We start from the raw sequence: 21,879 nt of genomic DNA, 5'->3' as shown, positions 1-21,879 counted from the left end.
AAAAACAAGCAAGTTGCCACCCTCAAAGAGAATCAGCCTCAAGGTTTTTGGTCTAAGCGATTAGCTGCCATCACTGAGAAACGCAATCGTCAGGTTAGGGATGCGGTCAATAAAGCGGCTAGAAAGGTGATCAATCATTGTCTTGAGAACAGAATCGGCACCGTCGTGTTTGGCTGGAATCGAGGGCAGAAAGACGGTGCCAATATGGGTGCTAAAACCAATCAGAAGTTTGTCCAGATTCCCACGGGCAGACTCAAAGAGAGAGTCTCGCAACTGTGCGAACAGCACGGGATTCGATTCGTTGAGACGGAAGAAAGCTATACGTCTAAGGCTTCGTTTGTGGATGATGATTTCCTGCCTAAAATCGGTGAGAAACCCGAAGGGTGGAAGGAGTCAGGCAGACGAGTTAAACGTGGCTTGTACCGCACTCAAAACAATCAGTACATCAATGCTGATTGCAACGGTGCGGCAAACATCTTGCGAAAAGTAGCGACAACTTTAGGGCTATGCCTTGAGGGAGTCAGTAGGGGCGCTTTGTTAACGCCTTTGAAGGTTCGCTTGTGGACTCTTCAAGAATCCCCTCGCCTTTAGGCATGGGGAGTATCAAAAATTCAGCTTCCTTCGCATCACTTCTCTGGCAACTTCATAATCTTCACCAATGAGATAGGAGAAGTGATAGTAACTTGCGAGGTAGAAATCACAGCCAAATTGTTGATAGCGATCGGCAACTGCCAGAAAGCCATACCGCGCTGACCATTCGTCGTTGAAGTAGGATTCATGAAACGAGTCATGTAGAAATAGCGTTAATGTTTGATGATTCACCCCTGGAATGAGACGAATAAGCTCAATAGTTGGATGATGAGAACGGGGCACTGGCAACAGCACCTCAAAACCATCAAACGTTAAAAAATCCGCCAAATCTGCTTCGGTTGTTTCATAGTAGGGAGAGGCACTTTCTGGTAAAGCCACGAAATGCTGCCAAGATAGAAAGAACTCATGCTTGGCATCAAGTCCAGGATCGATGTCTAACCTCCAACGATCGTCCTGACAGAGATCCGCTATCACTTCATCTGGAAGATCTGCCAGTTGCATAGGTTGACCTACTCCACAGTGACACTTTTGGCGAGGTTGCGAGGTTGATCGACATCCAATCCGCGTCGAGCCGCAATGTGATATGCCAACAACTGAAGCGGAATCACCGTCAAAATCGGAGACAGCAGTTCATCTACATGGGGCACCGGAATCAGCGTGTCAAATGTATCTGCGGCTTCCTGCTCATCCATTGGGGTCACGCCGATCAGTCGAGCATCTCTCGCTCGTGCTTCTTGAGCATTAGAAAGCACCTTTTCGTAAACCGCTCCCGGCATGGCGATCGCCACCACAGGCACCTTGGCATCTAAAAGCGCGATCGGACCGTGTTTCATCTCACCAGCGGGATAGCCTTCGGCGTGAATGTAGCTGATTTCTTTGAGCTTCAAGGCACCTTCGAGGGCGATCGGGAAGTTAATGCCCCGTCCCAAAAAGATGAAGTCTTGAGTCTCAGCAAAGTCATGCGCCAGTTCTTCGATATAGCGTTCCTGGCTTTCTAGCACGACTTCCATTTGCGCCGGAAGCTGTCGCAGCCCGATCAAGATTTCTTCAAGCTGTTCTGGAGACTTGGCAGTGCGGCGATAGGTCAAATCCAAAGCGAGGGCGTAGAATGCCATCACTTGAGCCACAAAGGTTTTGGTGGCTGCTACGCCAATCTCGATGCCTGCGTGGGTATCGATAATATGGGGAACCAGATCGCCCAACGAGCTTTCAGGACGATTGGTGATGCCGAGCAGACGAGACTGTAATTCAGGTTGAGTGAAGCCCGATCGACGTTTCTTCTCCATCTCCAAGGCGGCTAATGTGTCGGCAGTCTCACCGGATTGAGTGACTCCGATCGTCAGCGTGTTGGACGTAATCGGTGCCGGAGCATAGCGAAATTCTGATGCGTAATGCACCGTAGTTGGGACTCCTGCCACCTGCTCAATCAGATATTTGCCGACTAAGCCAGCGTGCCAACTCGTCCCGCACGCCACGATTTGAATGTGCTGTAAATCGGTCAACAGTTCGGGCGGTAAACCGAGATGAGTCGGTGATTTGTCTGCGTCTGTCGCCGCCCACTCTCCATCAAAGTAAGCTTCCAAACAGGCTCTGACGACTCCAGGCTGCTCATAAATTTCTTTGAGCATGAAGTGTTTGAACCCCTGTTTTTCGACCATGACAGGGTTCCAGTTCAGCGTGCGCGGAGTCTTTTTGAGGCGATGTCCATCAAAGCTATAAATCTCTACGCCTAGCGGAGTCATGCGTGCTAATTCGCCATTCTCTAGCGGCAACACAGCGCGAGTGTAAGGCACCAGAGCAGGTGTGTCTGACGCACAGTAAAACTCACCTTGTCCAAAACCCAGCACGACGGGAGCTTGCTGCCGCCCCACGATCAATTCATCGGGATAGTCGGCGGAAATGACGGCGATCGCAAACGCGCCCTTCAGCCGATTCACGACTAAACGGACGGCTTCTAACAAAGACGTGTCCGACTCGGCAAGCTGTTCTGCAATTAAGTGGGGAATGACTTCGGTGTCGGTGTCCGATCGAAACTCACAGCCACGACTCTTTAACTCTTCGCGCAGGTCGCGATAGTTTTCAATAATGCCGTTTTGAATCACCGCAATTCGCTTTGCAGTGTCCATGTGGGGATGGGCGTTATATTCTTCGGGTTTGCCGTGGGTTGCCCAACGAGTGTGGGCGATGCCAATGCGAGCGGGATTGTCTTCGCCAGCCAGTTTTTCTTCGAGGTTGATTAGCTTCCCCTTCGCCCGGACACAGTGAATCTCACCTTCTAAGACTGTGGCGATTCCGGCAGAGTCATAGCCTCGATATTCTAGTTTGCGAAGCCCTTCAAGCAAAATGCCGCTGGCTGCTTGGGTGCCGATATAGCCAACAATTCCGCACATATGAGTTCATTTTCCTTTGGCGATCGTGTATCTAAGCTACTCTACACCTAATTATTTTTGCGTTGACTCACCCACTGTCGCCAAAAAAAAGGAGGCAACGTGCCCCCTTAGCTTTGAACCCACATGAATGAAAAATAGATTGCGTATCAGGTTTGCCTAGTAAGCTAATCCCATACTGCGAGTCGTTTCGGCACCCAGGTAGACCCGAATGCTCAAAAAGTCGGTAGGACAAGCCGTTTCACACCGCTTGCAGCCTACACAATCTTCCGTTCGGGGAGAAGATGCGATCTGTCCTGCTCTACACCCGTCCCAGGGAACCATCTCTAGAACGTCAGTAGGGCAAGCGCGGACGCATTGAGTACACCCAATGCAGGTGTCATAGATTTTGACTGTATGAGACATGTTATGAATGACTCCAGATTCGTGCGTGTTGCTGTGGCAACGTCTGCAATTCTGCGATCGCCCAGTATGGATCACTGTTCAACCTCAGAATCATTGCTCAGTTTACTCTACGAGCTTGACGCACTCTTTCAGACAGTTGCAAAACTTTAAACTCCGTTACGTGACAGATGACTAAAACCCTAGTTTTTCTAAAACAGAACGGGTTGAAACGATATGTCGATCGAGTCCCAACTCACTCGGACTCACGCCCAGCGCCAACGCCACAAGCTGAGGCAAATGCAGCACAGGCAACCCCAGCTTCTGACCAATCACTTTTTCAACTTCGGGTTGGCGAGAGTCGAGATTCAAATGACAAAGCGGACAGGGTGTGACGATGCAATCGGCTCCGGCGGCGATCGCCTCCTGAATGTGCGCCCCTGCCATTTTGAACGATTGGTCGGTGGCGTAACTTGAAAGCGGCCATCCGCAGCACTGAGTCCGACCGCGATAATAGATCGGAGTTGCGCCCACGGTTCGGAAGACGTTCTCCATCGACTCTGGCTTAAACGGATCGTCATAGCGGATGTGGTCTTGCCCGCGCAATAGATAGCAGCCGTAGAAGGCAGCGCAGTTCAGATTAGAAAGTTTGCGAGTGACTCGATCGGCGATCGCCTCCAGTCCATAATCGGCGACGAGTGCCCAAAGTAGATGTTTAACATCCGTCGAGCCTTGATAGGGTGAACAGCCTTCTTTTTTGAGAAATCCATTCACCTGGTCGAGATAAGCCCGATCGTTGATTTGTGCGTCTTTTAATCGCTCATCCACATGACCAATCACGCCCTGACAAGTGCTGCAATGGGTCAGCAGCGGCAGATTTAACTGCTCGGCTAAGGCAATATTTCGGGCGTTTACGGTGTCTTCGAGCAGTTGAGAATCTTCTTTAAAAGTGCCAGAGCCACAGCAGGAGGCTTTTTTAAGCTCAACTAGCTCGATTCCCAGAATCTTCGTCAAAGCTTTGGTCGATTGGTCAAGCTCCCGGCACGCTCCTTGAGCAACACAACCGGGGAAATAGGCGTATTTGAGCGTGGACGATCGCATGGTTATTCAGAAAAACAATATCAATCACCGAGCTTGAGCAAAGTTACCCAAAACTCGCCATTCAAATGTATCATCGCCGATTTTTAGATGAAGAATCTTTTCACCGTTTAAACTCGATAGGATGAATCTACGCTGCTCTCAACTTCAACGGTCATGGTTGAAACACATTCCCAACGTTTGACAATTCCTCCATTAGAGAATGGCGATCGCTTAAATCGCTGCGAATTTAAGCGTCGTTATGACTCAATGCCCAGTCTCAAAAAAGCTGAGTTGATTGAAGGAATCGTCTATATGCCTGCTGCCTTGCGCTTTAAAAGCCACAGTCAACCTCACGGTTGGGTCATGGCATGGCTAGGAAACTACGAAGCGATGACTCCGGGGGTGGCTTTAGGAGTCGAGCCAACGGTGCGCTTAGATCTAGACAACGAGTTTCAGCCAGATGTCGTTCTTTTGATCAACGAAGAATCAGGTGGTCAAACCCGACTCAATGACGATGACTATATTGAAGGGGCACCAGAGCTAGTCGTCGAAATTGCTGCCAGCAGTGCCGCGATCGACCTTCACGCTAAAAAGCAAGCCTACCGTCGCAATGGCGTAAACGAATATATTGTCTGGCAAGTTCTTGACCAAAAGATTAGCGGGTTTTATTTAAAAGGGGAATATCTGGAGCGATCGCCTGATCCTAATGGAGTCCTGAGAAGTCAAGTTTTTCCAGGACTGTGGCTAGACGTTGAAAAACTATTGGCAGGAGATATGCGACGGGTATTAGCGACTTTACAAGCCGGGACTCGCTCTCCCGAACACAGTGCTTTTGTTCAAAAATTAATAGCTGGTTGAATCGATACCCGTTCCTTTCATAAACAACCAGATCGGAAACTGGCTGACGAATCGCCTTGCACAGATCTAAGGATCGCGCTTTCAGATAAGATGAAAAAATGCTTAAAGTCATGTCTTCTCCTAAAGTACGTGTGACACGTCTCAACGGCTGACATGACGGGCGTAGAACTACATCAGACATTAGCGAGAACGGTTGCTGCCGCAACGAGTGAGGAAGACTATGAGCGCAAATGAGATTTTCGAGAAAGTGCAAAAAATTGTTGCCGATCAATTGGGTGTAGAAACCAGTGCCGTGGTTCCTCAAGCCAGTTTTCAAAACGACTTGGGCGCAGACTCGTTAGATACGGTCGAGCTGGTGATGGCGCTAGAAGAGGAATTTGAGATCGAAATTCCTGACGAAGCCGCAGAAGAAATTTTGACGGTGCAATCGGCAGTAGACTACATCAACAGCAAAGTCACCGCCTCCGCTTAACCGAATTTTGAGTGTTGACGATCGAGCAATGAATTGCCCTTCTTTCTCGATCGTCCCCGTTCAGAGTTCAAACCTTTTTTAATCTTGGGTGTTGAAACCCCTTTGAGCCGACATCATGACAAATCTTGTAAGTAAGCGCGTTGTTATCACAGGTCTGGGCGCGATCACTCCCATTGGCAACACCCTCTCTGACTATTGGGATGGCTTGATCAGTGGGCGGAATGGTATTGCACCGATTACGCTGTTTGACGCTTCTCGCCACGGCTGTCGCATTGCGGGTGAGGTAAAAGGCTTTGACCCTCACGACTATATGGAGCGCAAAGAAGCCAAACGGATGGATCGGTTTGCTCAACTTGCCGTGGCAGCGAGTAAGCAAGCGCTTGCAGACGCTCAGTTCACCATTAACGACCTGAATGCAGAACAGGTGGGCGTGATGATTGGCACAGGCATCGGTGGGCTGAAAGTGCTGGAAGATCAGCAAGAAATTAATTTAACGAAGGGACCCGATCGCTGTAGTCCGTTCATGATTCCGATGATGATCGCGAATATGGCAGCAGGGCTGACCGCGATTCACACAGGGGCAAAGGGTCCTAACTCTTGCCCAGTGACAGCGTGTGCGGCAGGGTCAAACGCGATCGGAGATGCCTTTCGATTAGTGCAGCGCGGCTATGCCCAGGCAATGATCTGCGGTGGGACGGAAGCCGCTGTCACTCCGTTATGTGTAGCAGGATTTGTGGCGTGTAAAGCAATGTCTAGCCGCAACGATGATCCGGCTCATGCCAGCCGCCCATTTGACCAAAGTCGCGATGGCTTTGTCTTAGGCGAAGGTGCCGGGATTTTGATTCTCGAAGAGTTGGAACACGCGCTGAGCCGAGGAGCCAAAATTTACGCCGAGATCGTGGGCTATGGCATGACCTGCGACGCTTATCACATCACATCTCCAGTTCCCGGCGGAGAAGGGGCAGCGAGAGCGATTCAGCTTGCGCTCAAAGATGGTGGCTTGACTCCCAAACAGGTGAGCTACATCAACGCTCACGGCACCAGCACTCCGATGAATGACTCGACCGAAACCGCCGCGATGAAAAAAGCGCTGGGTGAATACGCGTATAAGGTTGCGGTGAGTTCGACTAAATCGATGACGGGGCATCTCTTGGGCGGATCGGGAGGCATTGAAGGAGTCGCAGCAGTAATGGCGATCGCTCATAACAAAGTGCCGCCCACAATCAACTTAGAGAACCCCGATCCCGACTGTGATTTAGATTATGTCGCTAACAAAAGCCGCGATCTGCAAGTCGATGTTGCGCTCTCTAATTCCTTTGGGTTTGGCGGGCACAACGTCACGTTAGCGTTTAGAAAATACGTTGGGTAATGCTTGTGTTATGCCCGCTTGTCTGAAATTATTAAGAAGTTGTGAGAAATTGGCAGCTTCTAATCATTTTTGTCGCTAGATAAAATCGCTCACTTTTCGCCATTATGAAGAGTATGTGATTCACGTTCAGGAAATGGTGCCACCTGAACTCTTTCTGCCCATCATGTCCGCCCAGCGCGAAACCGTCCTTCATTACACACAGATCATGGTCGTTGCAGCCCAGTCACTCGAAGAACTTTGTATTAACGCGATTCGCTTTTTGGCGATCGATGGGGTTGAAAAAGCAAAATCAGGACACCCTGGCTTGCCGATGGGTGCGGCTCCGATGTCGTTTGTCCTGTGGGACAAGTTCATGCGGTTTAACCCCAAAAATCCATCCTGGTATAACCGCGATCGCTTCGTCTTGTCGGCAGGTCACGGGTCAATGCTGCAATATGCCCTGCTCTATCTGGCAGGCTATGACAGCGTGGGTTTAGAAGATCTCAAGCAGTTTCGCCAGTGGGGATCAAAGACTCCTGGACACCCTGAAAACTTTGAGACCGCCGGGGTAGAAGTTACGACCGGTCCGCTCGGTCAAGGGGTTTGCAACGGCGTTGGGTTGGCGATTGCAGAAGCGCACATGGCAGCGACCTTTAATAAGCCTGATGCGACGATCGTCGATCACTACACCTATGTGATTTTGGGCGACGGCTGCAACATGGAAGGCGTTTCGGGTGAAGCATGTTCTCTTGCAGGTCACTTGGGGTTAGGCAAACTGATTGCGCTGTATGACGATAACCACATCTCGATCGATGGTGACACCGCAGTTTCATTCACCGAAGATGTCGGAATGCGGTTTGAAGCTTACGGTTGGCACGTTCAGGCAGTGTCCGATGGCGACACAAATTTAGAGGCAATTCAAGCGGCGATCGAGGCAGCAAAAGCCGTCACCGACAAGCCTTCTCTAATTAAAGTCAGAACCACGATCGGCTACGGGTCTCCCAACAAGCAAAACACCGCAGGCGTTCACGGGGCGGCACTGGGTAGCGATGAAATCACCGCAACTCGTCAAAACCTGGGCTGGAATTACGCTCCGTTTGAAGTTCCTGAAGATGCGCTGAATCACTGGCGGAAAGCGATCGATCGTGGCGCAAAACTTGAGTCTGACTGGAACAGCGCACTAGACCGCTACAAATCAAAATATCCCGCAGAGGCGGCTGAGTTTGAGCGGCGGTTGAGCGGCAAGCTCCCGGAAGGCTGGGTGAGTTCGCTGCCGACCTACACTCCCGCAGACAAGGCACTCGCAACTCGTCAAACCTCTGAGAAGACTTTGAACGCGCTGGCTCAAGCAATTCCTGAACTGATTGGCGGTTCGGCTGACTTGACCCACTCCAACTTGACGTTGCTGAAAGGCTTTCCTGATTTCCAGAAGGGCAGCTATGCAGGACGCAACCTCCGTTTTGGAGTCCGTGAGCACGGCATGGGCGCGATTTGTAATGGAATTGCGCTATCCGGTTCGGGATTGATTCCCTACTGCGCGACGTTCTTAGTGTTTGCAGATTACATGAGAGCAGCGATTCGTCTATCGGCGCTGTCTCAAGCGGGCGTGATTTATGTCATGACCCACGACTCGATCGCACTGGGTGAAGATGGTCCAACTCACCAACCTGTCGAAACGATCGCGTCTCTCCGCGCCATTCCCAACCTGTTAGTCTTCCGTCCCGCCGATGGAAACGAGACTTCTGGGGCTTATAAGATTGCGATCGAGCGTCGTAAGCAGCCTTCGCTATTGGCAATGACTCGTCAAGCGTTGCCTAATCTAGAGGGAAGCTCCTTTGAGGGCGTTGCTCGTGGTGCTTACATCCTGTCTGGGAGCGATGACTTGCCCGATATCATCCTGATTGGCACCGGAAGCGAAGTCAGTCTTTGCGTCCAGGCGGCTGAGAAGCTGCGCGCAGAGGGTCGCAAAGTTCGTGTCGTCTCAATGCCCTGCTGGGAACTGTTTGAGGAGCAAGACGAGCATTACAAAAACGCCGTTCTGCCCAAAGCAGATCAAAAGCGGCTGGTCGTCGAAGCGGCTTCTAGCTTTGGCTGGCACAAATATTGCGGCAGCGAAGGCGCGATCGTCAGCATCGATCGGTTTGGGGTTTCTTCTCCTGGCAACATTGCAATGGAGAAATTTGGTTTCACAGTTGATAACGTGGTGGCTGAAGCCAAAAAAGTTCTCGGCTAATCAACGACTGTGATCTTTGAGTGATCTGAAATGGCTCCTTTGCGGGAGCCTTATTTATTTGAAGAAATAGTCAATAGATTCACCCGATGCTGTAGAGACGTGTCGGTGGAACGTCTCATCGATCGTGCTCAGAGTTCTCACTCAACTCGCATCTACTACGGCAGAAAATACTTCAATTACCCGCTAGTGATCGAAACGCTTTCAGCTTTAGGAATCGTCGAGAGCCTCCGCATCATTATTTTTTATGCACAAACGCGGTTGTTTCCTCCTTCCTATCCTAAAAACTTCTCTGAGTAGGTGAGTGCTCGTTTTGGCAAACGCCTGGTTGAAATTTTCTTTGAGGTATGCACCGAGAATCGGGAGGATTTGTCGTGCAGTTTCGGACGCTATGGCGCATTCAAATATAACAATCAAAATCACAGTTTGCTGATGGGCATTTTAGATGCCGAAAACGTGCTAATTCCTGGAAAGCATAACCTGTGGGCGGTCAACTATGACAGTGACTATGCTAAAGAAGCTCAGGCAGATGTTGCCACGACTGCCGCAAAAGTGCTGCTCCATCAAAGCATCGTCAGATTGTGGAGACTGCAAAGCAGTTGAGTGGCTATCTGGTAGCAGGTGGATTTGCCACGATCGTGGATGTAACGCTCTTCTCACTTGTAACGCAAATACAGAACGCAGTCTTTACAGCAGTTGCCATAAACAGTTTATTAGCAAATTTAGGATTGCTTCAGGTATTAGTCAATGACTTGCATTGGAGCACCACGATCGCGCGGCTGACAAGTGCAGGCTGTGTAGCGTTGTTGAGCTTTGTGGAGCATCGACTATGTTCGTTTGGTCAAGCGCAATCTGCCCGATCTTTCGTCCGTTGAAGAACAGTCTCTCCCTTGGTAATGGTCGCAGTCCGTGTATTTATTGCTTTTTCTAAGCGCGATCGCCGCTGATTATCTACTATATTGCTATTTGTTAAAATGGCAGCCTTGGGGAAATCGGCTGTTATTGCCCCTATTTATGGTGCAAACTCCAATCATTAGCTATTATTTTATGCGCCATCTGAGTGTCAAATACAACAAACTATTCATAAAGTTGTTAGGTATTATTGGTATCGTCGCTATCTTATATGCCTTAACTCCGATTCGTCATCCCCTCATCTCATTGCCAAATTGGTCATCTTATTTAGCCTCTCAGCAGTCAGAATCAATCTTGTTATTGCCGCGCCAACAAATTTACTTCAGTGGTTCTCTTAAATATTTAGATGTCACCTATCGCAAAATTGTAGATACAGTTGTCGATCGAGATCATTGTCATACGGTCGGGTTAATTTCTGGAGAAGATGACTGGGAATATCCGCTCTGGGTTCTGTTTAATGAAAAAACATCAGGTAACTTTCGGCTCAAACACGTTAATGTCAAAAATGAGTCTGCTAAGTTAGAGCCAGAATTTTCCGACTCGGAGCTTTGCGCGATCGTCTCTACTAATGGGCGTGTGCAATCGGTCAAGATATCAGCCAACACGGTAAACTGAGGAACTGACTCTCCGTTTTGCCTCTAGCGACTCAAACTCATGGCATCGTTCTTATTAGAAGTTGGCACAGAAGAACTCCCCGCAAGCTTTATCGATGAAGCGCTGGCACAGTGGCGATCGCGCATTCCCAAAATTCTGGCTGACCATTATTTGACTCCAGACTCGATCGCTTATTACGGCACTCCTCGCCGTCTTGCTGTCCTAATCAAAGGCTTACCCCTTCAGCAAGCCGATCAAGAAGAAGAGGTTAAAGGTCCGCCTGCTCAAGCGGCTTTTAAAGAGGGCAAGCCCACAAAAGCAGCCACAGGATTTGCTCAAAAGCAAGGTGTTTCAGTCGATGCGTTAGAGATTCGTCCGACTGAGAAGGGCGATTTTGTATTTGTCCGCAAGGTGATCAAGGGTCGCCCGATTTCTGAGATTTTGACTGAATTGGTGCCCTCATGGATCACCGGACTAGAGGGTAAACGTCTGATGCGTTGGGGCGATGGTGAGTTAAAGTTTTCTCGCCCGATTCGATGGTTAGTCGCGTTGTTAGATCAAGTCGTGTTGCCAATCTCGATCGTCAGTCATTCCATTCACTATGAAAGCGATCGAGTTTCTTACGGACATCGCGTTTTGCATCCCGATACCGTTTCGATTACTAGCGCAGATTCGTATGTTTCAACGTTAAGGACTGCATTTGTTGAAGTTGACCCTGACCAGCGACAAGCCACGATTCAACAGCAAGTAGAAGCCGCCGCCGCCAAGATTGGAGGAGTTGCCACTATCTCGCCTGATCTGCTTCGTGAAGTCACAAACCTAGTGGAATATCCGTCTGCTGTGGTAGGCAAATTTGATGCTGAATTTTTAGAACTGCCTTCAGAAGTGATTACGACTGAGATGGAGAGCCATCAGCGCTACTTCCCGGTTCGCAAACGTCAGGATTCTAGCGAACTGCTGCCTTACTTCATCACTGCCTCAAATGGCGATCCTGCCAAGTCTGCCATTATTGCTGCCGGAAACGAGCGCGTGATTCGAGCGCGTCTGTCAGACGGCAAATTCTTCTTTGATGCCGATCGTAAAATCTCGCTCGATCGCTATCTCCCCAAACTCGAAACCGTCACTTTTCAAGCTGATTTGGGATCGGTGCGGGGCAAAGTCGATCGCATCGGGACGATCGCCAACCAAATTGCAGATCAGCTTCAGATCGTCGGTGAGCCAAACGCGCACATCCAGCGGGCTGCTTTGTTATGTAAAGCGGATCTGGTGACGCAAATGGTCGGTGAGTTTCCTGAGCTGCAAGGCGTGATGGGTCAGAAATATGCGCTCAACAGCCAAGAACCCGAAGCGGTTGCCACGGCAATTTTTGAGCATTATTTACCTCGCGGTGCCGGAGATACCCTACCGCAAACGATCACAGGTCAAGTGGTGGGGTTGAGCGATCGTCTCGATACACTCGTCAGCATTTTTGGATTGGGCATGATTCCGTCTGGCTCGTCTGATCCATTCGCGCTGCGTCGGGCTGCAAATGCTGTTGTCAATATTACGTGGTCAGCGAATCTCACGATTGATCTCTATCAACTTCTAGAACAGATTGTTCGTAATTTCTCTAGCAATCATGCTCACGTATTAAAAGTTTCTGCTTCAGAATTGCTGCAACAGTTAAAAGATTTCTTCTTACAGCGTGTTCATACGCTACTACGAGAAGATCGCGAAATTGATTATGATCTCGTTAACGCTGTAGTGGGCGAGAATGATCCCGAATACGCAGAGCGATCGCTGAGGAATTTATTAGATGTGCGCGATCGTGCTCAGTTTCTGCAAACGATTCGTGATGATGGTAGACTTGCCGCAATCTACGAAACGGTGAATCGTGCTTCTCGTCTTGCTGCCCAAGGAACCCTGGATACCCAACCGCTAAATCCCGTCGAAGTGGTGCATCCCGATCGATTTCAAAAAGCCTCAGAGCAGACGTTTTACGATGCATTGGTCACCCTTTCTCAGCAAGGACAACAAGACTACCCTAAGCTCGTTGAGTCACTGAGTCAGATTGCGCCTGCGGTTAGCAAGTTTTTTGACGGTGAAGATAGTGTTTTGGTGATGGACTCTGATTCGGCAATCAAGCAAAATCGTCTTAACTTACTGGGTGTGTTGCGAAATCATGCCCGCGTTCTGGCAGACTTTGGAGCGATCGTCAAAAGCTAAAGGGAGATTTATGGTTCGTTTTCCTGACTTCTCTGAGCTTCTTCTCGACGTTTTTGATGCTCTGCATAAATTTCGGGAAAGCGATCGGTGTCTTCAGGCTTATACCAGTGGGTATTGGGGTCTGCTTTAATTTTTTCAACAATTACACTAATCGCTTCCGCATCATCTCGATGCTCAAGAACATAAGCTCTGAGTTCCTTCCGGGTCATGGCATTAAAATTAGGCTTCATTTTCAAAACTCCATTCCCCATCACGGGTGATGATAATTTCTATTTCTTCCCCTGCCAAGATGCAAACATCTCCTGCCCGCTCATCCAATCTGACAAGATAAATTGAACGGTACAGAGTCGTAAGATTTTGACAAAAGATGAAGCACCGAGCTTCTTGTTTTGAGGTTGGGTATAGCGGTCTTCTCATTCTAGCGGGATTTTTTATTTGCTGGAATTCAGCATGTCACAATTGAGTGATTGTAGGAACTGTTAAGCAGTACGATAAAGAATGCAAAATTGTTGATTGTAATCAGACCATGCCCCACGCTTATGTAATCGGACTCGGAAAATCAGGGAACGCGGCGGCTCGATTACTCAAGCGCAACGGGTGGGAGGTTACGATTAGCGATCGAGGCACGTCTGATAGTCTGCAACAACAAAAAAACCAACTCAGCGCTGAAGGAATTTACGTCACGATCGGAGACTCTTTTGATCCAGAATTGACAACACCAGAGTTAATCGTGGTTAGTCCTGGTGTGCCGTGGGATGCTTCTGCTTTAGTGAAAGCGAGAGGTATGGGAATCGAAACGATCGGAGAAATGGAATTAGCCTGGAAAAATCTACAGTCCTGTCCGTGGATTGGCATCACAGGCACAAACGGTAAAACCACGACGACTGCGCTGATTGCCGCTATCTTTCAAACCGCTGGCTTTCACGCTCCCGCCTTTGGTAACATCGGCTATGCTGCCTGTGAAGCGGCGATGTTAGAACCTCAACCTGATTGGGCGATCGCTGAGTTTAGCAGCTATCAGATCGAAGCTGCACCGACCGTCGCCCCTCAAATCGGCGTTTGGACGACCTTTACCCCAGATCATCTTAGCCGCCACAAAACATTAGAGAATTACTTCAACATCAAAGCTCATCTCCTGCATCAGTCTGGACAGCAGATTTTTAACGGCGATGATCCCTTTTTGAGGAATTTGGGGGTTAAGCAATCCGATCCCGTTGCTGCAAATGCCTGCTGGACCAGTGTCAAAGGGCGATCGCAGCTAGTTGGAAATCCTGAATTAGGCGCTTATATTGAAGATGGCTGGGCGATCGTTCAGAATGTCCCGATCGTCGAGGTCAACACTCTGCGGATGCCCGGATCTCACAATCAGCAAAACCTTTTGATGGCAGTTGCTGCCGCCCATCTTGCAGGCATTGAGAAAGCCGCTATTGTAGACGCGATCGCCAATTTCCCCGGTGTGCCTCATCGGTTAGAGCACATTTGCACTTGGCAAGGCGTTGACTTTATTAACGACAGCAAAGCCACCAATTATGATGCGGCAGAAGTCGGGTTATCGGCGGTCAACAGTCCAGCGATTTTGATTGCAGGCGGTGAAGCCAAGATGGGCGAAGATGCAGCTTGGCTGAAGGTGATTCAAGAAAAAGCGGCGGCGGTGTTGCTGATTGGAAGTGCAGCAGAAACCTTTGCCCAACGGTTAGATCAGATTGGTTACACTCACTATGAAATTGTGGAGACGATGGAACGAGCCGTACAGCGATCGACCGACTTGGCAAAACAGCGGTCTGTCCAAGTTGTTCTGTTATCTCCTGCCTGTGCGAGTTTTGACCAATATCCAAACTTTGAGCAGCGCGGGGATCACTTTCGTCAACTTTGCTTAGAGTCGCTTCAATAGAAAGATAAAGTCAAAATATCCCTTGTTCTGCTAAATTCGACCCATTGCACTCCACAGAGTTCAGCATCTACGCTCATCGCAGCCACCTCAGAAGATCCGGTTAATCCTTACCACTCCTAAGTCATTGATAACAATTCCTTAGTTGCTCACGGCTGGCAGAATGCAGCGTATGTATGATTTCTGGTGATTGCTATTTGCTTAACTGTAGTTGTTAGCGCGTCTGGCAAGACGTTAGATAAGGCAATTATTTTTGCATTAGTTCTTGCCTTAATCACGATCGTAGCTTTTATATTACTGACGTATTGAAGGAAGAGCAGCCATGATTGCCTTCGTCTAAAGTAAGGCTTCTAGGCGTGATAGGCGGAAGGCGTATTTTTAGCGTCAAATCGTCCCTGTAGCTTATAGCTGACCAGCCCAAGATATTCTCTAAACACCAAAAACCCTCTCTTTTTCTCACTCAATTGTTTAGGGAAAGGATTTGGGTGAGAAATTACGTCAAACCCCTGCCCCTGAAACGTCAGAGCAGAGCGCAGCATATGAGGCGGATCGGTGACTAATATAATTCGCCGAACGTGCCGAGGGTAGAGTTTTGAGGCAGTGAATAGAGCATTCTCTCCAGTAGTGCGTGAACAGGATTCTTCGTCGATCGCACGTTGAGGAATACTCTGCTCTTGCAGCCGTTGAGCAATTTCTTCCCCGTCGCCCATCCCGCTTGCAAAAATGAGCGGGGCGCGTTGAGCCTTCCACAACTGAGCCGCTACATTCACCCGGTCTTGTCGTAATTCTGCGCCTCGTCCCAATACCACGATCGCGTCGGCTGAGGTGCCATCATCGTGAGGTAAGTTTTGAACCAAAACTTGATTGCCTACTGCGATCGCTTGGGGAGAGAGCGCTAGCAGATAAATCAATAACAGTCCGGTTGCCCCTGCGCTCCATCGGCGTTTGTGGCGAATCGATTTGATTGCCCACGGTAGGGTGATCAAGATGAACAGGATTGGAAGTACGAGTGCCGGGTTCGTCAGCCCATTGAAAATCTGCCAACTCAAGCTCGTCCAATAAAGCGTTGAAAGGTTGGTCGGGCACTGGCTGGAATCAAGCATGGATAACCTGCTTTGGGCAATAAACGTGAACAATTTTTAATGATATGAATTTGTTAGCATTATGGCTCAAGATATCCGTGTTTGGCAAAAATCGCATTGGTTAAGACCAAAGCTGCTGTGAGTCATCGTTGAGCTAAAAAGTTTGGGGAGTAGTAGTGAGTAGATGCACTCCCTCACAGGTTTTGAAGCTGCTTAACAATAGACCTTCTGCGTGAAGTCTATCAGTCATCGCTGAGACCCTCGCCCCCTAAATTCCCCATTCTGGGGGACTTTGAGATGAAACGAGGTTTTGGAGGTCAAGCCATTTATCTGATTCAAAGTCCCCCAAAATTGGGGGATTTAGGGGACACAAGCCGACTCAAATGAAGCTATGAGGACTTGTGTATACACAGTAGCTCCTTAGGGAGAGGGCTAGGGTGAGGGCGAAGTATTCGTGCAGGAAGTTTAGTCTGTCGCTCAGTAACCCTCAACCCATTTACGACCGATGCCTAAAAAGCTGAATTCAGCAAATCTTTTGTCCCCCAGTTGCTCATCCCGAAACAAACTTCAGTGCCACACCGTTCATACAATAGCGATCGCCTGTAGGTTTAGGACCATCGTCGAAGACGTGCCCTAAATGCCCACCACAACGACGACAGTGAACTTCAGTACGAGCGATTAAGAGCGAACGATCGGAGGTCGTCTCGATCGCTCCCTCGATCGGTGCGTAGAAACTGGGCCATCCTGTACCGCTATCAAACTTCGTTTTTGAAGTAAAAAGAGATAAGTCGCACCCCGCACAACGATACGTCCCCTTGCCGTATTGCTTATCAAGTGGGCTAGTTCGCGCTCGTTCGGTTCCCTGCTGTCGCAGTACACTAAATTGTTCTGGCGTTAGAAGTCTGCGCCACTCTTCTTCAGGTTTCGTGATTTCAAAAAGACGGCTGGTTGCCTTCATTCCTTGCGCTTTTCTGAATGGATAATAGGATAATAAAACCATTCCAGCAATCGCAGTTCCTGAGAATAAAAATGTTCGTTTTTTCATGAGCGATCGTGTGTTGTAGAACGATTAAGTTAATGGTTAGAAATGCACTCGATCGACTAGGAAAACTCATCTCGGATGACCGTTAGCCCCAAGCTTTTGTAGGCAATCAGCATTTCATCTGTCACGGTTGGCGCAGTGACTAAGTAAGTAAGCGCCTGAATCGATTCCACAACATAAGAGGCTGCCGTATCTAACTTTGCAGCAGTCACTAATCCGACTACCTCAGTGGCTCTCGCGATCATAGCTCGTTTTACATGAGCCTCGTTTAAGTTTGTGACGCTGATTCCTATATCTGGATGCAGACTGCAAACGCCCAGCAGACACAGATCTGCCCGAATCATTCGTAATGCCTCAACCGTTGCAGCGCCGACGTTCACCAGTGCCTTCTTATAAAGTTGTCCGCCCAGCATCACCACTTCAATGTGGGGATGATCGGCAAGGGCGATCGCGATCGGCGGGCTGTTAGTCACGATCGTCGCGTGCAGACCTAATGGTAAATGACGAGCAACTTGCAGTGTCGTAGTTCCCCCATCTAAGATCACAACCTGTCCCGGACGCACTAACTTTGCGGCGGTGCGGGCGATCGCTTCTTTTTCTTTAGGCGCTTGTTTCTGACGATCGGCGTAGCTAGCGATCGCTGGAGAGGTAAGGAGTGCGCCTCCATGAACGCGCTGCAATAGACCTAACTCTGCCAGCTCTCGCAGGTCACGCCGAATCGTATCTTCAGAAACTTTGAGAACTGCACTCAGGTCTGAAGACAGCACCTTCTTCTCTCGCTGCAAGAGTTCTAAGATAAATTGCCTCCGCTCCGCAGTCAGCATAATCAAGTTTTCCTGAAATTGCATGTTTGGTCTTGAAATCGCACGTTTGTGAGTTTATACTCATTGATGTTCCTATTATCATGCATTAAACCTGCACTTTCACTTGAATTCAAGCACATTCGTGCAATCTGTACTGTCTAATCCTTTTCAAAAACAACCCATGAATCCTACTACTTCGTTTCCGATCGACCTCAGCCACTACAAACCGTTAAAGCTCGACGTAGCCAATCCGATCCTCACCGATGAGCAGCGATCGAGTTTGAAAGCCAACATCCAATTTTGCCGCGACGCGATCGTGTTCTTCACCGCAACCGGGGCGGCTAGAGGCGTAGGCGGACACACAGGCGGACCGTATGACACCGTTCCCGAAGTGATGATCCTAGATGCGCTTTTTAGAGGAACCCCCGACCAGTTTGTGCCGATTTTCTTCGACGAAGCTGGACATCGGGTTGCCACACAGTATTTGATGTCCGCGATTCACGGCGACCTCCCCGTCGAGCAGCTTGCCCACTATCGTGAAGCCTATTCTCACCTACCTGGGCACCCCGAACTGCGGCTGACTCCGGGGGTAAAATTTAGTTCAGGTCGTCTGGGGCATCTGTGGGGCTATGTGAATGGGGTCGCGATCGCTAACCCTGGCAAGACGGTGTTTTGTCTCGGCTCTGATGGCGCACAGCAAGAAGGCAACGATGCAGAAGCGGCGCGGCTGGCAGTGGCTCAACACATCAACATCAAGCTAATTATCGACGACAACGACGTGACGATCGCGGGGCATCCTTCTAAATATCTGCCCGGATTTAAGGTGGCTAAAACCCTGGCGGGAGAAGGCATGAAAGTGCTAGAAGGCAACGGCGAAGATATTGATGATTTGTATCGTCGGATCTGCGAAGCCATCACCACTCCAGGACCGATCGCTGTCGTCAACTATCGCCCAATGTCGGTCGGCATTGAAGGGATTGAAGGCAGCACCCACGGTCACGATGTGATTCCCGTTAAGGCAGCGATCGCGTATCTCGAAAAGCGCGGACTAACCTCCGCTGTCGAGTATCTCAAGGGCATCAAGCCGACCGGGAACCCCTACAACTTTGTCGGGTCGGGCAAAAACTGGAGTTCCAATCGCATCGTGTTTGGCGAGGCAGTAGTCGCCATGTTGGATGAAATGAGTGAAGCCGATCGCAAAGCCAATGTCCTCGTGATTGACAGCGACCTAGAAGGCTCCACCGGGTTAAAAAAGATTCACGATGCCCATCCTGAAGTCTTTATTTCGTCTGGCATCATGGAGCGGGGCAACATCTCGGCTGCGGCTGGGTTTGGCATGGTCGCGGGTAAGCAGGGCATCTTCTCCACCTTCGCGGCGTTTCTTGAAATGTGCGTGTCAGAAATCACGATGGCGCGGCTCAACTACTCCAACTTGCTTTGCCACTTTTCGCACTCTGGCGTTGACGATATGGCAGACAACACCTGTCACTTTGGGATCAACAACTTCTTTGCCGATAATGGACTCGATGACGGCTATGAAACCCGGCTTTACTTCCCCGCCGATGCCGCACAGATGAGAGCCTGCGTCAAAGCTGTGTTCCACCAGCCCGGACTGCGGTTCATCTTCTCAACTCGCTCCAAAACGCCCAATATTCTCGACGTAAACAACACCGATCTCTATGGGGGCGACTACACCTTTGTTCCGAGCAAAGATGAAGTGGTGCGAGAAGGAACCGCAGGCTACATCGTCGCCTTTGGAGAGGCGTTATATCGCGCCGCCGATGCGGTAGAACGACTCAAGCAAGAAGGCATTGATGTGGGCTTGATTAACAAACCGACGCTGAATGTCATTGATGAAGCAATGATGACAAAAATCGGGGCTGCGCCGTTTGTGCTCGTGGTCGAAGCCTTTAACCGCCGCACTGGGCTAGGAATCCGCTTTGGTTCTTGGCTACTAGAGCGGGGTTTGACTCCCAAGTTTGCACATCTTGGCACCCACAAAGAAGGCTGTGGCGGTTTGTGGGAACAGTATCCTCATCAAGGACTTGATCCAGATGGCATCATCAGCAAAGTGAAAGAGTTGATTAAGTGATGTCTCTGTCCAATTCTTTAGGGGAATAAGAGCGCGATCGAGCAAACGTCGTCTTAGATAACAAGGCGGCGTTTGTTCTTTAAAAGAGTGAATCAATCAGAGCACTAAGGAGGCTAGTAAAAATAAGTTGAACCTTTTCGCAGGTCACGATCGTGCTAAACGAGGGGCTTAGGGCGTGTTTAAAATCTCTCTCGCTGCGATTCTACCTCGTCCCGAACTGAAGCTCAGGCTAACGAGAGAAAGTCCGTTGAAACGGACTCAGGATCTGGTCTGACTCGCGTTCAGTCCGTTTTAACGGACTTCCCACTGTCAGCCCGAACTTGAGTTCAGGGCGGGATAGCAGCGAAGACCAGGGTTTTAAAACACTGCTTAAGCCCCTTGTCTGTCCAAGTTATTCAGAATCGTCCAACCCTAACTCCTGCCGATAATTAAAATTGCGCTTGACCCTGCGATTGGTAACCGGAGTGAGGTCATATTTTGCGTTGTGCTTATTGACTTCCTGCTCGTGATCGGCAAACCACGATTTGACCTCTGCGACAGACTGACCGCTAATCTTTTGAAGAATGCCCTGCGAGATGTAGACAGGAGGTTCTTTTTTCGACTTATTGTAGTCGATGATGGCAGCGACTACTTCATCGATCGCGATTTCATCAGTGTCATCTGCTTCAGATTCTGACGCTTCTAGCTGCGAGTCTCCTATCGAAGTAGAAGAATTTAGAAGAGAATCTAAGTTGCGATCGAGCGTTTTGTCGTTGAGAGCAGCCGTCACCGATGGAGCAGGAGTCATCGAAGGACTAAAGCCCTTTTGAAGGATGTCTAGAGCTAGATTTCTAAGAGTAGTAACTCCGCGAGTCGAGAGATCATATTTCTTGGCGACCGTTTTGCTGGCATTTGAGTCACCCAATAATTCTCGATGTAAGCAATCTAAAGCGACTTTAACTTTCTCTGTCGGCGATAAGTCATTAGAGTTACGAGGCATGAGAGTCCATTTATTGAAGTTAGTATGTAGACTATAACTTAACCAGGGCACACCTGAAAGAATACTTTTCGTCAGCGAGTCAAGAAATTGAGTAATACTTTCTTATCTGATCTCTATTGGGCTTTGTAGTATTCTGATATGTCTACAATCTCAGTCCCTATAGTTCAACCTATAAATTAATGATGCGATGAGAGTGCTAAGAAAGGTGCGATCGCGTGCAAAGGCTTTGATGCAGGAGCTGCACCAGCCGACTGATATCTAATCTCTGAGAAATGGCGAAAGCTTAGACTCAATCTGGGAGAGAATTTTTCACGTATGAGACGGCTTTTGCTGTGATATCAGTTTGTTCGTCCGGCTTGAGAGTCGCCCAATTTAGCCGGAAACCGTCAGCCGCACGATCGGCAGCTTGATTTCCCGCGTTGTGTAAAGGGGTGTCTTCACCAAAGCAGGCGCGGTTTTGAGCGAGAGCATCTCGACCTTTTTTTCCGGCTGCATCGGTGTGCCCTCGCAGATGATGAAAGGTGGCGGGAACCGATCGTAACGCCTCAAGCCGCTCCCACAGATCCCGATTCACCACAGGTTTTCCTTTGATGGTTAGCCAACTGCGCTGCTGCCAAATCGAAACCCACTGCTCATTAAGTCCGTCGATCGCGTATTTAGAATCAGAGAAAATCGGCGCTTTAAGAGGCTGTGGATTCGCTCGCAGATACTCCAATGCAGTGATTACGCCGAGTAACTCAGCCCGTAGGTTTGTGCTATCTGGCTCATAGCCGCCTAGCTCGATCGTGGTGCTGTCAGCAAATCGCACGACCGCCGCATAGCCGCACACGCCCACATTCCCACTGCCGTCTGTATAAATTGCTCGAACAAGAGAATTATTCATGGTCGATGTCTAGATTCATGCTCCATGCTTCCACAAAAGACTAAGGATCGTG

The 21,879-nt window shown here is 49.3% G+C and carries 24 protein-coding genes; 13 read left to right on the top strand and 11 right to left on the bottom strand.

Features of this window, described 5'->3' with window-relative positions:
* Window positions 1-591: IS200/IS605 family accessory protein TnpB-related protein (locus tag A8707_RS19570; RefSeq protein WP_156518742.1), on the top strand; the 591-nt coding region annotated here is incomplete at its 5' end.
* Between the two features lie 12 nt (window positions 592-603).
* Here the strand turns inward: A8707_RS19570 and A8707_RS19565 are convergent.
* The 3 genes from A8707_RS19565 to psaC form a co-directional block, all read right to left on the bottom strand.
* Complete coding sequence (locus tag A8707_RS19565; RefSeq protein WP_068818886.1) at window positions 604-1,092, bottom strand: hypothetical protein; 489 nt, start codon at window positions 1,090-1,092, stop codon at window positions 604-606.
* A gap of 8 nt (window positions 1,093-1,100) precedes the next feature.
* A complete protein-coding gene (gene glmS / locus A8707_RS19560) occupies window positions 1,101-2,981 on the bottom strand; it encodes a glutamine--fructose-6-phosphate transaminase (isomerizing) (protein ID WP_068818885.1) in 1,881 nt (626 codons plus the stop codon).
* Between the two features lie 156 nt (window positions 2,982-3,137).
* The gene (gene psaC / locus A8707_RS27055; protein ID WP_009458117.1) at window positions 3,138-3,383 is read right to left on the bottom strand and encodes a photosystem I iron-sulfur center protein PsaC; all 246 of its coding nucleotides are present in this window, start codon (window positions 3,381-3,383) and stop codon (window positions 3,138-3,140) included.
* Window positions 3,384-3,386: 3 nt separating this feature from the next.
* On the opposite strand from psaC, the gene A8707_RS29220 reads away from it, so the two are divergent.
* Window positions 3,387-3,533 carry a hypothetical protein gene (locus A8707_RS29220; RefSeq protein ID WP_197484903.1) on the top strand — a complete coding sequence of 49 codons (147 nt, stop codon included), beginning with the start codon at window positions 3,387-3,389 and terminating at the stop codon, window positions 3,531-3,533.
* Window positions 3,534-3,554: 21 nt separating this feature from the next.
* On the opposite strand, the gene A8707_RS19555 is transcribed toward A8707_RS29220, so the two are convergent.
* The gene (locus A8707_RS19555) at window positions 3,555-4,460 is read right to left on the bottom strand and encodes a CoB--CoM heterodisulfide reductase iron-sulfur subunit B family protein (protein WP_068818884.1); all 906 of its coding nucleotides are present in this window, start codon (window positions 4,458-4,460) and stop codon (window positions 3,555-3,557) included.
* A 153-nt stretch (window positions 4,461-4,613) separates the two neighbouring features.
* On the opposite strand from A8707_RS19555, the gene A8707_RS19550 reads away from it, so the two are divergent.
* The 9 genes from A8707_RS19550 to glyS all read left to right on the top strand — a co-directional run bounded on the left by A8707_RS19550 (window position 4,614) and on the right by glyS (window position 13,058).
* On the top strand, window positions 4,614-5,297 hold the full coding sequence (locus tag A8707_RS19550) for a Uma2 family endonuclease (protein WP_068818883.1): 684 nt from the start codon (window positions 4,614-4,616) through the stop codon (window positions 5,295-5,297).
* 220 nt (window positions 5,298-5,517) lie between these two features.
* A complete protein-coding gene (acpP, locus tag A8707_RS19545) occupies window positions 5,518-5,769 on the top strand; it encodes an acyl carrier protein (RefSeq protein WP_068818882.1) in 252 nt (83 codons plus the stop codon).
* A 115-nt stretch (window positions 5,770-5,884) separates the two neighbouring features.
* Window positions 5,885-7,138 carry a beta-ketoacyl-ACP synthase II gene (gene fabF, locus A8707_RS19540; RefSeq protein WP_068818881.1) on the top strand — a complete coding sequence of 418 codons (1,254 nt, stop codon included), beginning with the start codon at window positions 5,885-5,887 and terminating at the stop codon, window positions 7,136-7,138.
* A 115-nt stretch (window positions 7,139-7,253) separates the two neighbouring features.
* Complete coding sequence (gene tkt, locus A8707_RS19535) at window positions 7,254-9,350, top strand: transketolase (protein WP_331711730.1); 2,097 nt, start codon at window positions 7,254-7,256, stop codon at window positions 9,348-9,350.
* Window positions 9,351-9,455: 105 nt separating this feature from the next.
* Window positions 9,456-9,647 carry a hypothetical protein gene (locus A8707_RS19530; RefSeq protein WP_068818880.1) on the top strand — a complete coding sequence of 64 codons (192 nt, stop codon included), beginning with the start codon at window positions 9,456-9,458 and terminating at the stop codon, window positions 9,645-9,647.
* A complete protein-coding gene (locus A8707_RS19525) occupies window positions 9,648-9,950 on the top strand; it encodes a hypothetical protein (RefSeq protein WP_068818879.1) in 303 nt (100 codons plus the stop codon).
* Window positions 9,929-10,222 (top strand): GtrA domain-containing protein, encoded by a 294-nt coding sequence (locus A8707_RS28425; RefSeq protein ID WP_156518740.1) that lies wholly within the window; start codon window positions 9,929-9,931, stop codon window positions 10,220-10,222. Before A8707_RS19525 ends, A8707_RS28425 begins: the two co-directional genes overlap by 22 nt.
* Window positions 10,223-10,256: 34 nt before the next feature.
* Entirely contained in the window at window positions 10,257-10,874 is a 618-nt protein-coding gene (locus tag A8707_RS19520; protein WP_068818878.1) for a hypothetical protein, read from the top strand.
* 39 nt (window positions 10,875-10,913) lie between these two features.
* Window positions 10,914-13,058, top strand: coding sequence for a glycine--tRNA ligase subunit beta (gene glyS, locus A8707_RS19515; protein WP_068818877.1), 2,145 nt, complete (start codon window positions 10,914-10,916; stop codon window positions 13,056-13,058).
* An 8-nt stretch (window positions 13,059-13,066) separates the two neighbouring features.
* Here glyS and A8707_RS19510 read toward each other — a convergent pair whose 3' ends face one another.
* Together A8707_RS19510 and A8707_RS30700 are read right to left on the bottom strand one after the other, a co-directional pair.
* Entirely contained in the window at window positions 13,067-13,288 is a 222-nt protein-coding gene (locus A8707_RS19510) for a DUF6887 family protein (RefSeq protein WP_068818889.1), read from the bottom strand.
* The gene (locus A8707_RS30700; protein ID WP_074382538.1) at window positions 13,278-13,475 is read right to left on the bottom strand and encodes a DUF6888 family protein; all 198 of its coding nucleotides are present in this window, start codon (window positions 13,473-13,475) and stop codon (window positions 13,278-13,280) included. The genes A8707_RS19510 and A8707_RS30700 overlap by 11 nt, the downstream gene beginning before the upstream one ends.
* Window positions 13,476-13,584: 109 nt before the next feature.
* Between A8707_RS30700 and murD the strand changes: the two genes are divergently transcribed.
* A complete protein-coding gene (gene murD / locus A8707_RS19505; protein ID WP_068818876.1) occupies window positions 13,585-14,949 on the top strand; it encodes a UDP-N-acetylmuramoyl-L-alanine--D-glutamate ligase in 1,365 nt (454 codons plus the stop codon).
* A 347-nt stretch (window positions 14,950-15,296) separates the two neighbouring features.
* Here the strand turns inward: murD and A8707_RS19500 are convergent, their stop codons facing one another.
* From A8707_RS19500 to A8707_RS19490, 3 genes are all read right to left on the bottom strand, one after another.
* Window positions 15,297-16,049, bottom strand: a complete 753-nt coding sequence (locus A8707_RS19500) for a YdcF family protein (RefSeq protein ID WP_068818875.1) — start codon at window positions 16,047-16,049, stop codon at window positions 15,297-15,299.
* 529 nt (window positions 16,050-16,578) lie between these two features.
* On the bottom strand, window positions 16,579-17,073 hold the full coding sequence (gene msrB, locus A8707_RS19495) for a peptide-methionine (R)-S-oxide reductase MsrB (protein ID WP_068818874.1): 495 nt from the start codon (window positions 17,071-17,073) through the stop codon (window positions 16,579-16,581).
* A gap of 56 nt (window positions 17,074-17,129) precedes the next feature.
* Entirely contained in the window at window positions 17,130-17,918 is a 789-nt protein-coding gene (locus tag A8707_RS19490; protein WP_231948210.1) for a DeoR/GlpR family DNA-binding transcription regulator, read from the bottom strand.
* A 136-nt stretch (window positions 17,919-18,054) separates the two neighbouring features.
* Here A8707_RS19490 and A8707_RS19485 point away from each other — a divergent pair, with 136 nt between their 5' ends.
* The gene (locus A8707_RS19485) at window positions 18,055-19,965 is read left to right on the top strand and encodes a transketolase C-terminal domain-containing protein (RefSeq protein WP_068818873.1); all 1,911 of its coding nucleotides are present in this window, start codon (window positions 18,055-18,057) and stop codon (window positions 19,963-19,965) included.
* Between the two features lie 391 nt (window positions 19,966-20,356).
* On the opposite strand, the gene A8707_RS19480 is transcribed toward A8707_RS19485, so the two are convergent.
* Window positions 20,357-20,944: a hypothetical protein gene (locus A8707_RS19480; RefSeq protein ID WP_068818872.1), complete on the bottom strand. Its 588-nt coding sequence runs from the start codon at window positions 20,942-20,944 to the stop codon at window positions 20,357-20,359.
* A 289-nt stretch (window positions 20,945-21,233) separates the two neighbouring features.
* Window positions 21,234-21,827, bottom strand: a complete 594-nt coding sequence (locus A8707_RS19475) for a ribonuclease H family protein (protein ID WP_068818871.1) — start codon at window positions 21,825-21,827, stop codon at window positions 21,234-21,236.
* Window positions 21,828-21,879 lie beyond the last annotated feature (52 nt).

Origin of the sequence: Phormidesmis priestleyi BC1401 (assembly GCF_001650195.1) — a bacterium.
Taxonomy (GTDB): Bacteria; Cyanobacteriota; Cyanobacteriia; order Leptolyngbyales; family Leptolyngbyaceae; genus Phormidesmis_A; species Phormidesmis_A priestleyi_B.
The sequence above is the reverse complement of the archived record's forward strand: the minus strand, read 5'-3'. Positions and strand labels throughout refer to the sequence as shown.

What these genes read in the sequence shown, in the direction of transcription:
- A8707_RS19565 (WP_068818886.1), bottom strand. Translation starts at nt 1,092, where the DNA reads ATGCAACTGGCAGATCTTCCAGATGAAGTGATAGCGGATCTCTGTCAG.
- glmS (WP_068818885.1), bottom strand. Translation starts at nt 2,981, where the DNA reads ATGTGCGGAATTGTTGGCTATATCGGCACCCAAGCAGCCAGCGGCATT.
- psaC (WP_009458117.1), bottom strand. Translation starts at nt 3,383, where the DNA reads ATGTCTCATACAGTCAAAATCTATGACACCTGCATTGGGTGTACTCAA.
- A8707_RS29220 (WP_197484903.1), top strand. Translation starts at nt 3,387, where the DNA reads ATGAATGACTCCAGATTCGTGCGTGTTGCTGTGGCAACGTCTGCAATT.
- A8707_RS19555 (WP_068818884.1), bottom strand. Translation starts at nt 4,460, where the DNA reads ATGCGATCGTCCACGCTCAAATACGCCTATTTCCCCGGTTGTGTTGCT.
- A8707_RS19550 (WP_068818883.1), top strand. Translation starts at nt 4,614, where the DNA reads ATGGTTGAAACACATTCCCAACGTTTGACAATTCCTCCATTAGAGAAT.
- acpP (WP_068818882.1), top strand. Translation starts at nt 5,518, where the DNA reads ATGAGCGCAAATGAGATTTTCGAGAAAGTGCAAAAAATTGTTGCCGAT.
- fabF (WP_068818881.1), top strand. Translation starts at nt 5,885, where the DNA reads ATGACAAATCTTGTAAGTAAGCGCGTTGTTATCACAGGTCTGGGCGCG.
- glyS (WP_068818877.1), top strand. Translation starts at nt 10,914, where the DNA reads ATGGCATCGTTCTTATTAGAAGTTGGCACAGAAGAACTCCCCGCAAGC.
- A8707_RS19510 (WP_068818889.1), bottom strand. Translation starts at nt 13,288, where the DNA reads ATGAAGCCTAATTTTAATGCCATGACCCGGAAGGAACTCAGAGCTTAT.
- A8707_RS30700 (WP_074382538.1), bottom strand. Translation starts at nt 13,475, where the DNA reads ATGAGAAGACCGCTATACCCAACCTCAAAACAAGAAGCTCGGTGCTTC.
- murD (WP_068818876.1), top strand. Translation starts at nt 13,585, where the DNA reads ATGCCCCACGCTTATGTAATCGGACTCGGAAAATCAGGGAACGCGGCG.
- A8707_RS19500 (WP_068818875.1), bottom strand. Translation starts at nt 16,049, where the DNA reads ATGCTTGATTCCAGCCAGTGCCCGACCAACCTTTCAACGCTTTATTGG.
- msrB (WP_068818874.1), bottom strand. Translation starts at nt 17,073, where the DNA reads ATGAAAAAACGAACATTTTTATTCTCAGGAACTGCGATTGCTGGAATG.
- A8707_RS19490 (WP_231948210.1), bottom strand. Translation starts at nt 17,918, where the DNA reads ATGCAATTTCAGGAAAACTTGATTATGCTGACTGCGGAGCGGAGGCAA.
- A8707_RS19485 (WP_068818873.1), top strand. Translation starts at nt 18,055, where the DNA reads ATGAATCCTACTACTTCGTTTCCGATCGACCTCAGCCACTACAAACCG.
- A8707_RS19480 (WP_068818872.1), bottom strand. Translation starts at nt 20,944, where the DNA reads ATGCCTCGTAACTCTAATGACTTATCGCCGACAGAGAAAGTTAAAGTC.
- A8707_RS19475 (WP_068818871.1), bottom strand. Translation starts at nt 21,827, where the DNA reads ATGAATAATTCTCTTGTTCGAGCAATTTATACAGACGGCAGTGGGAAT.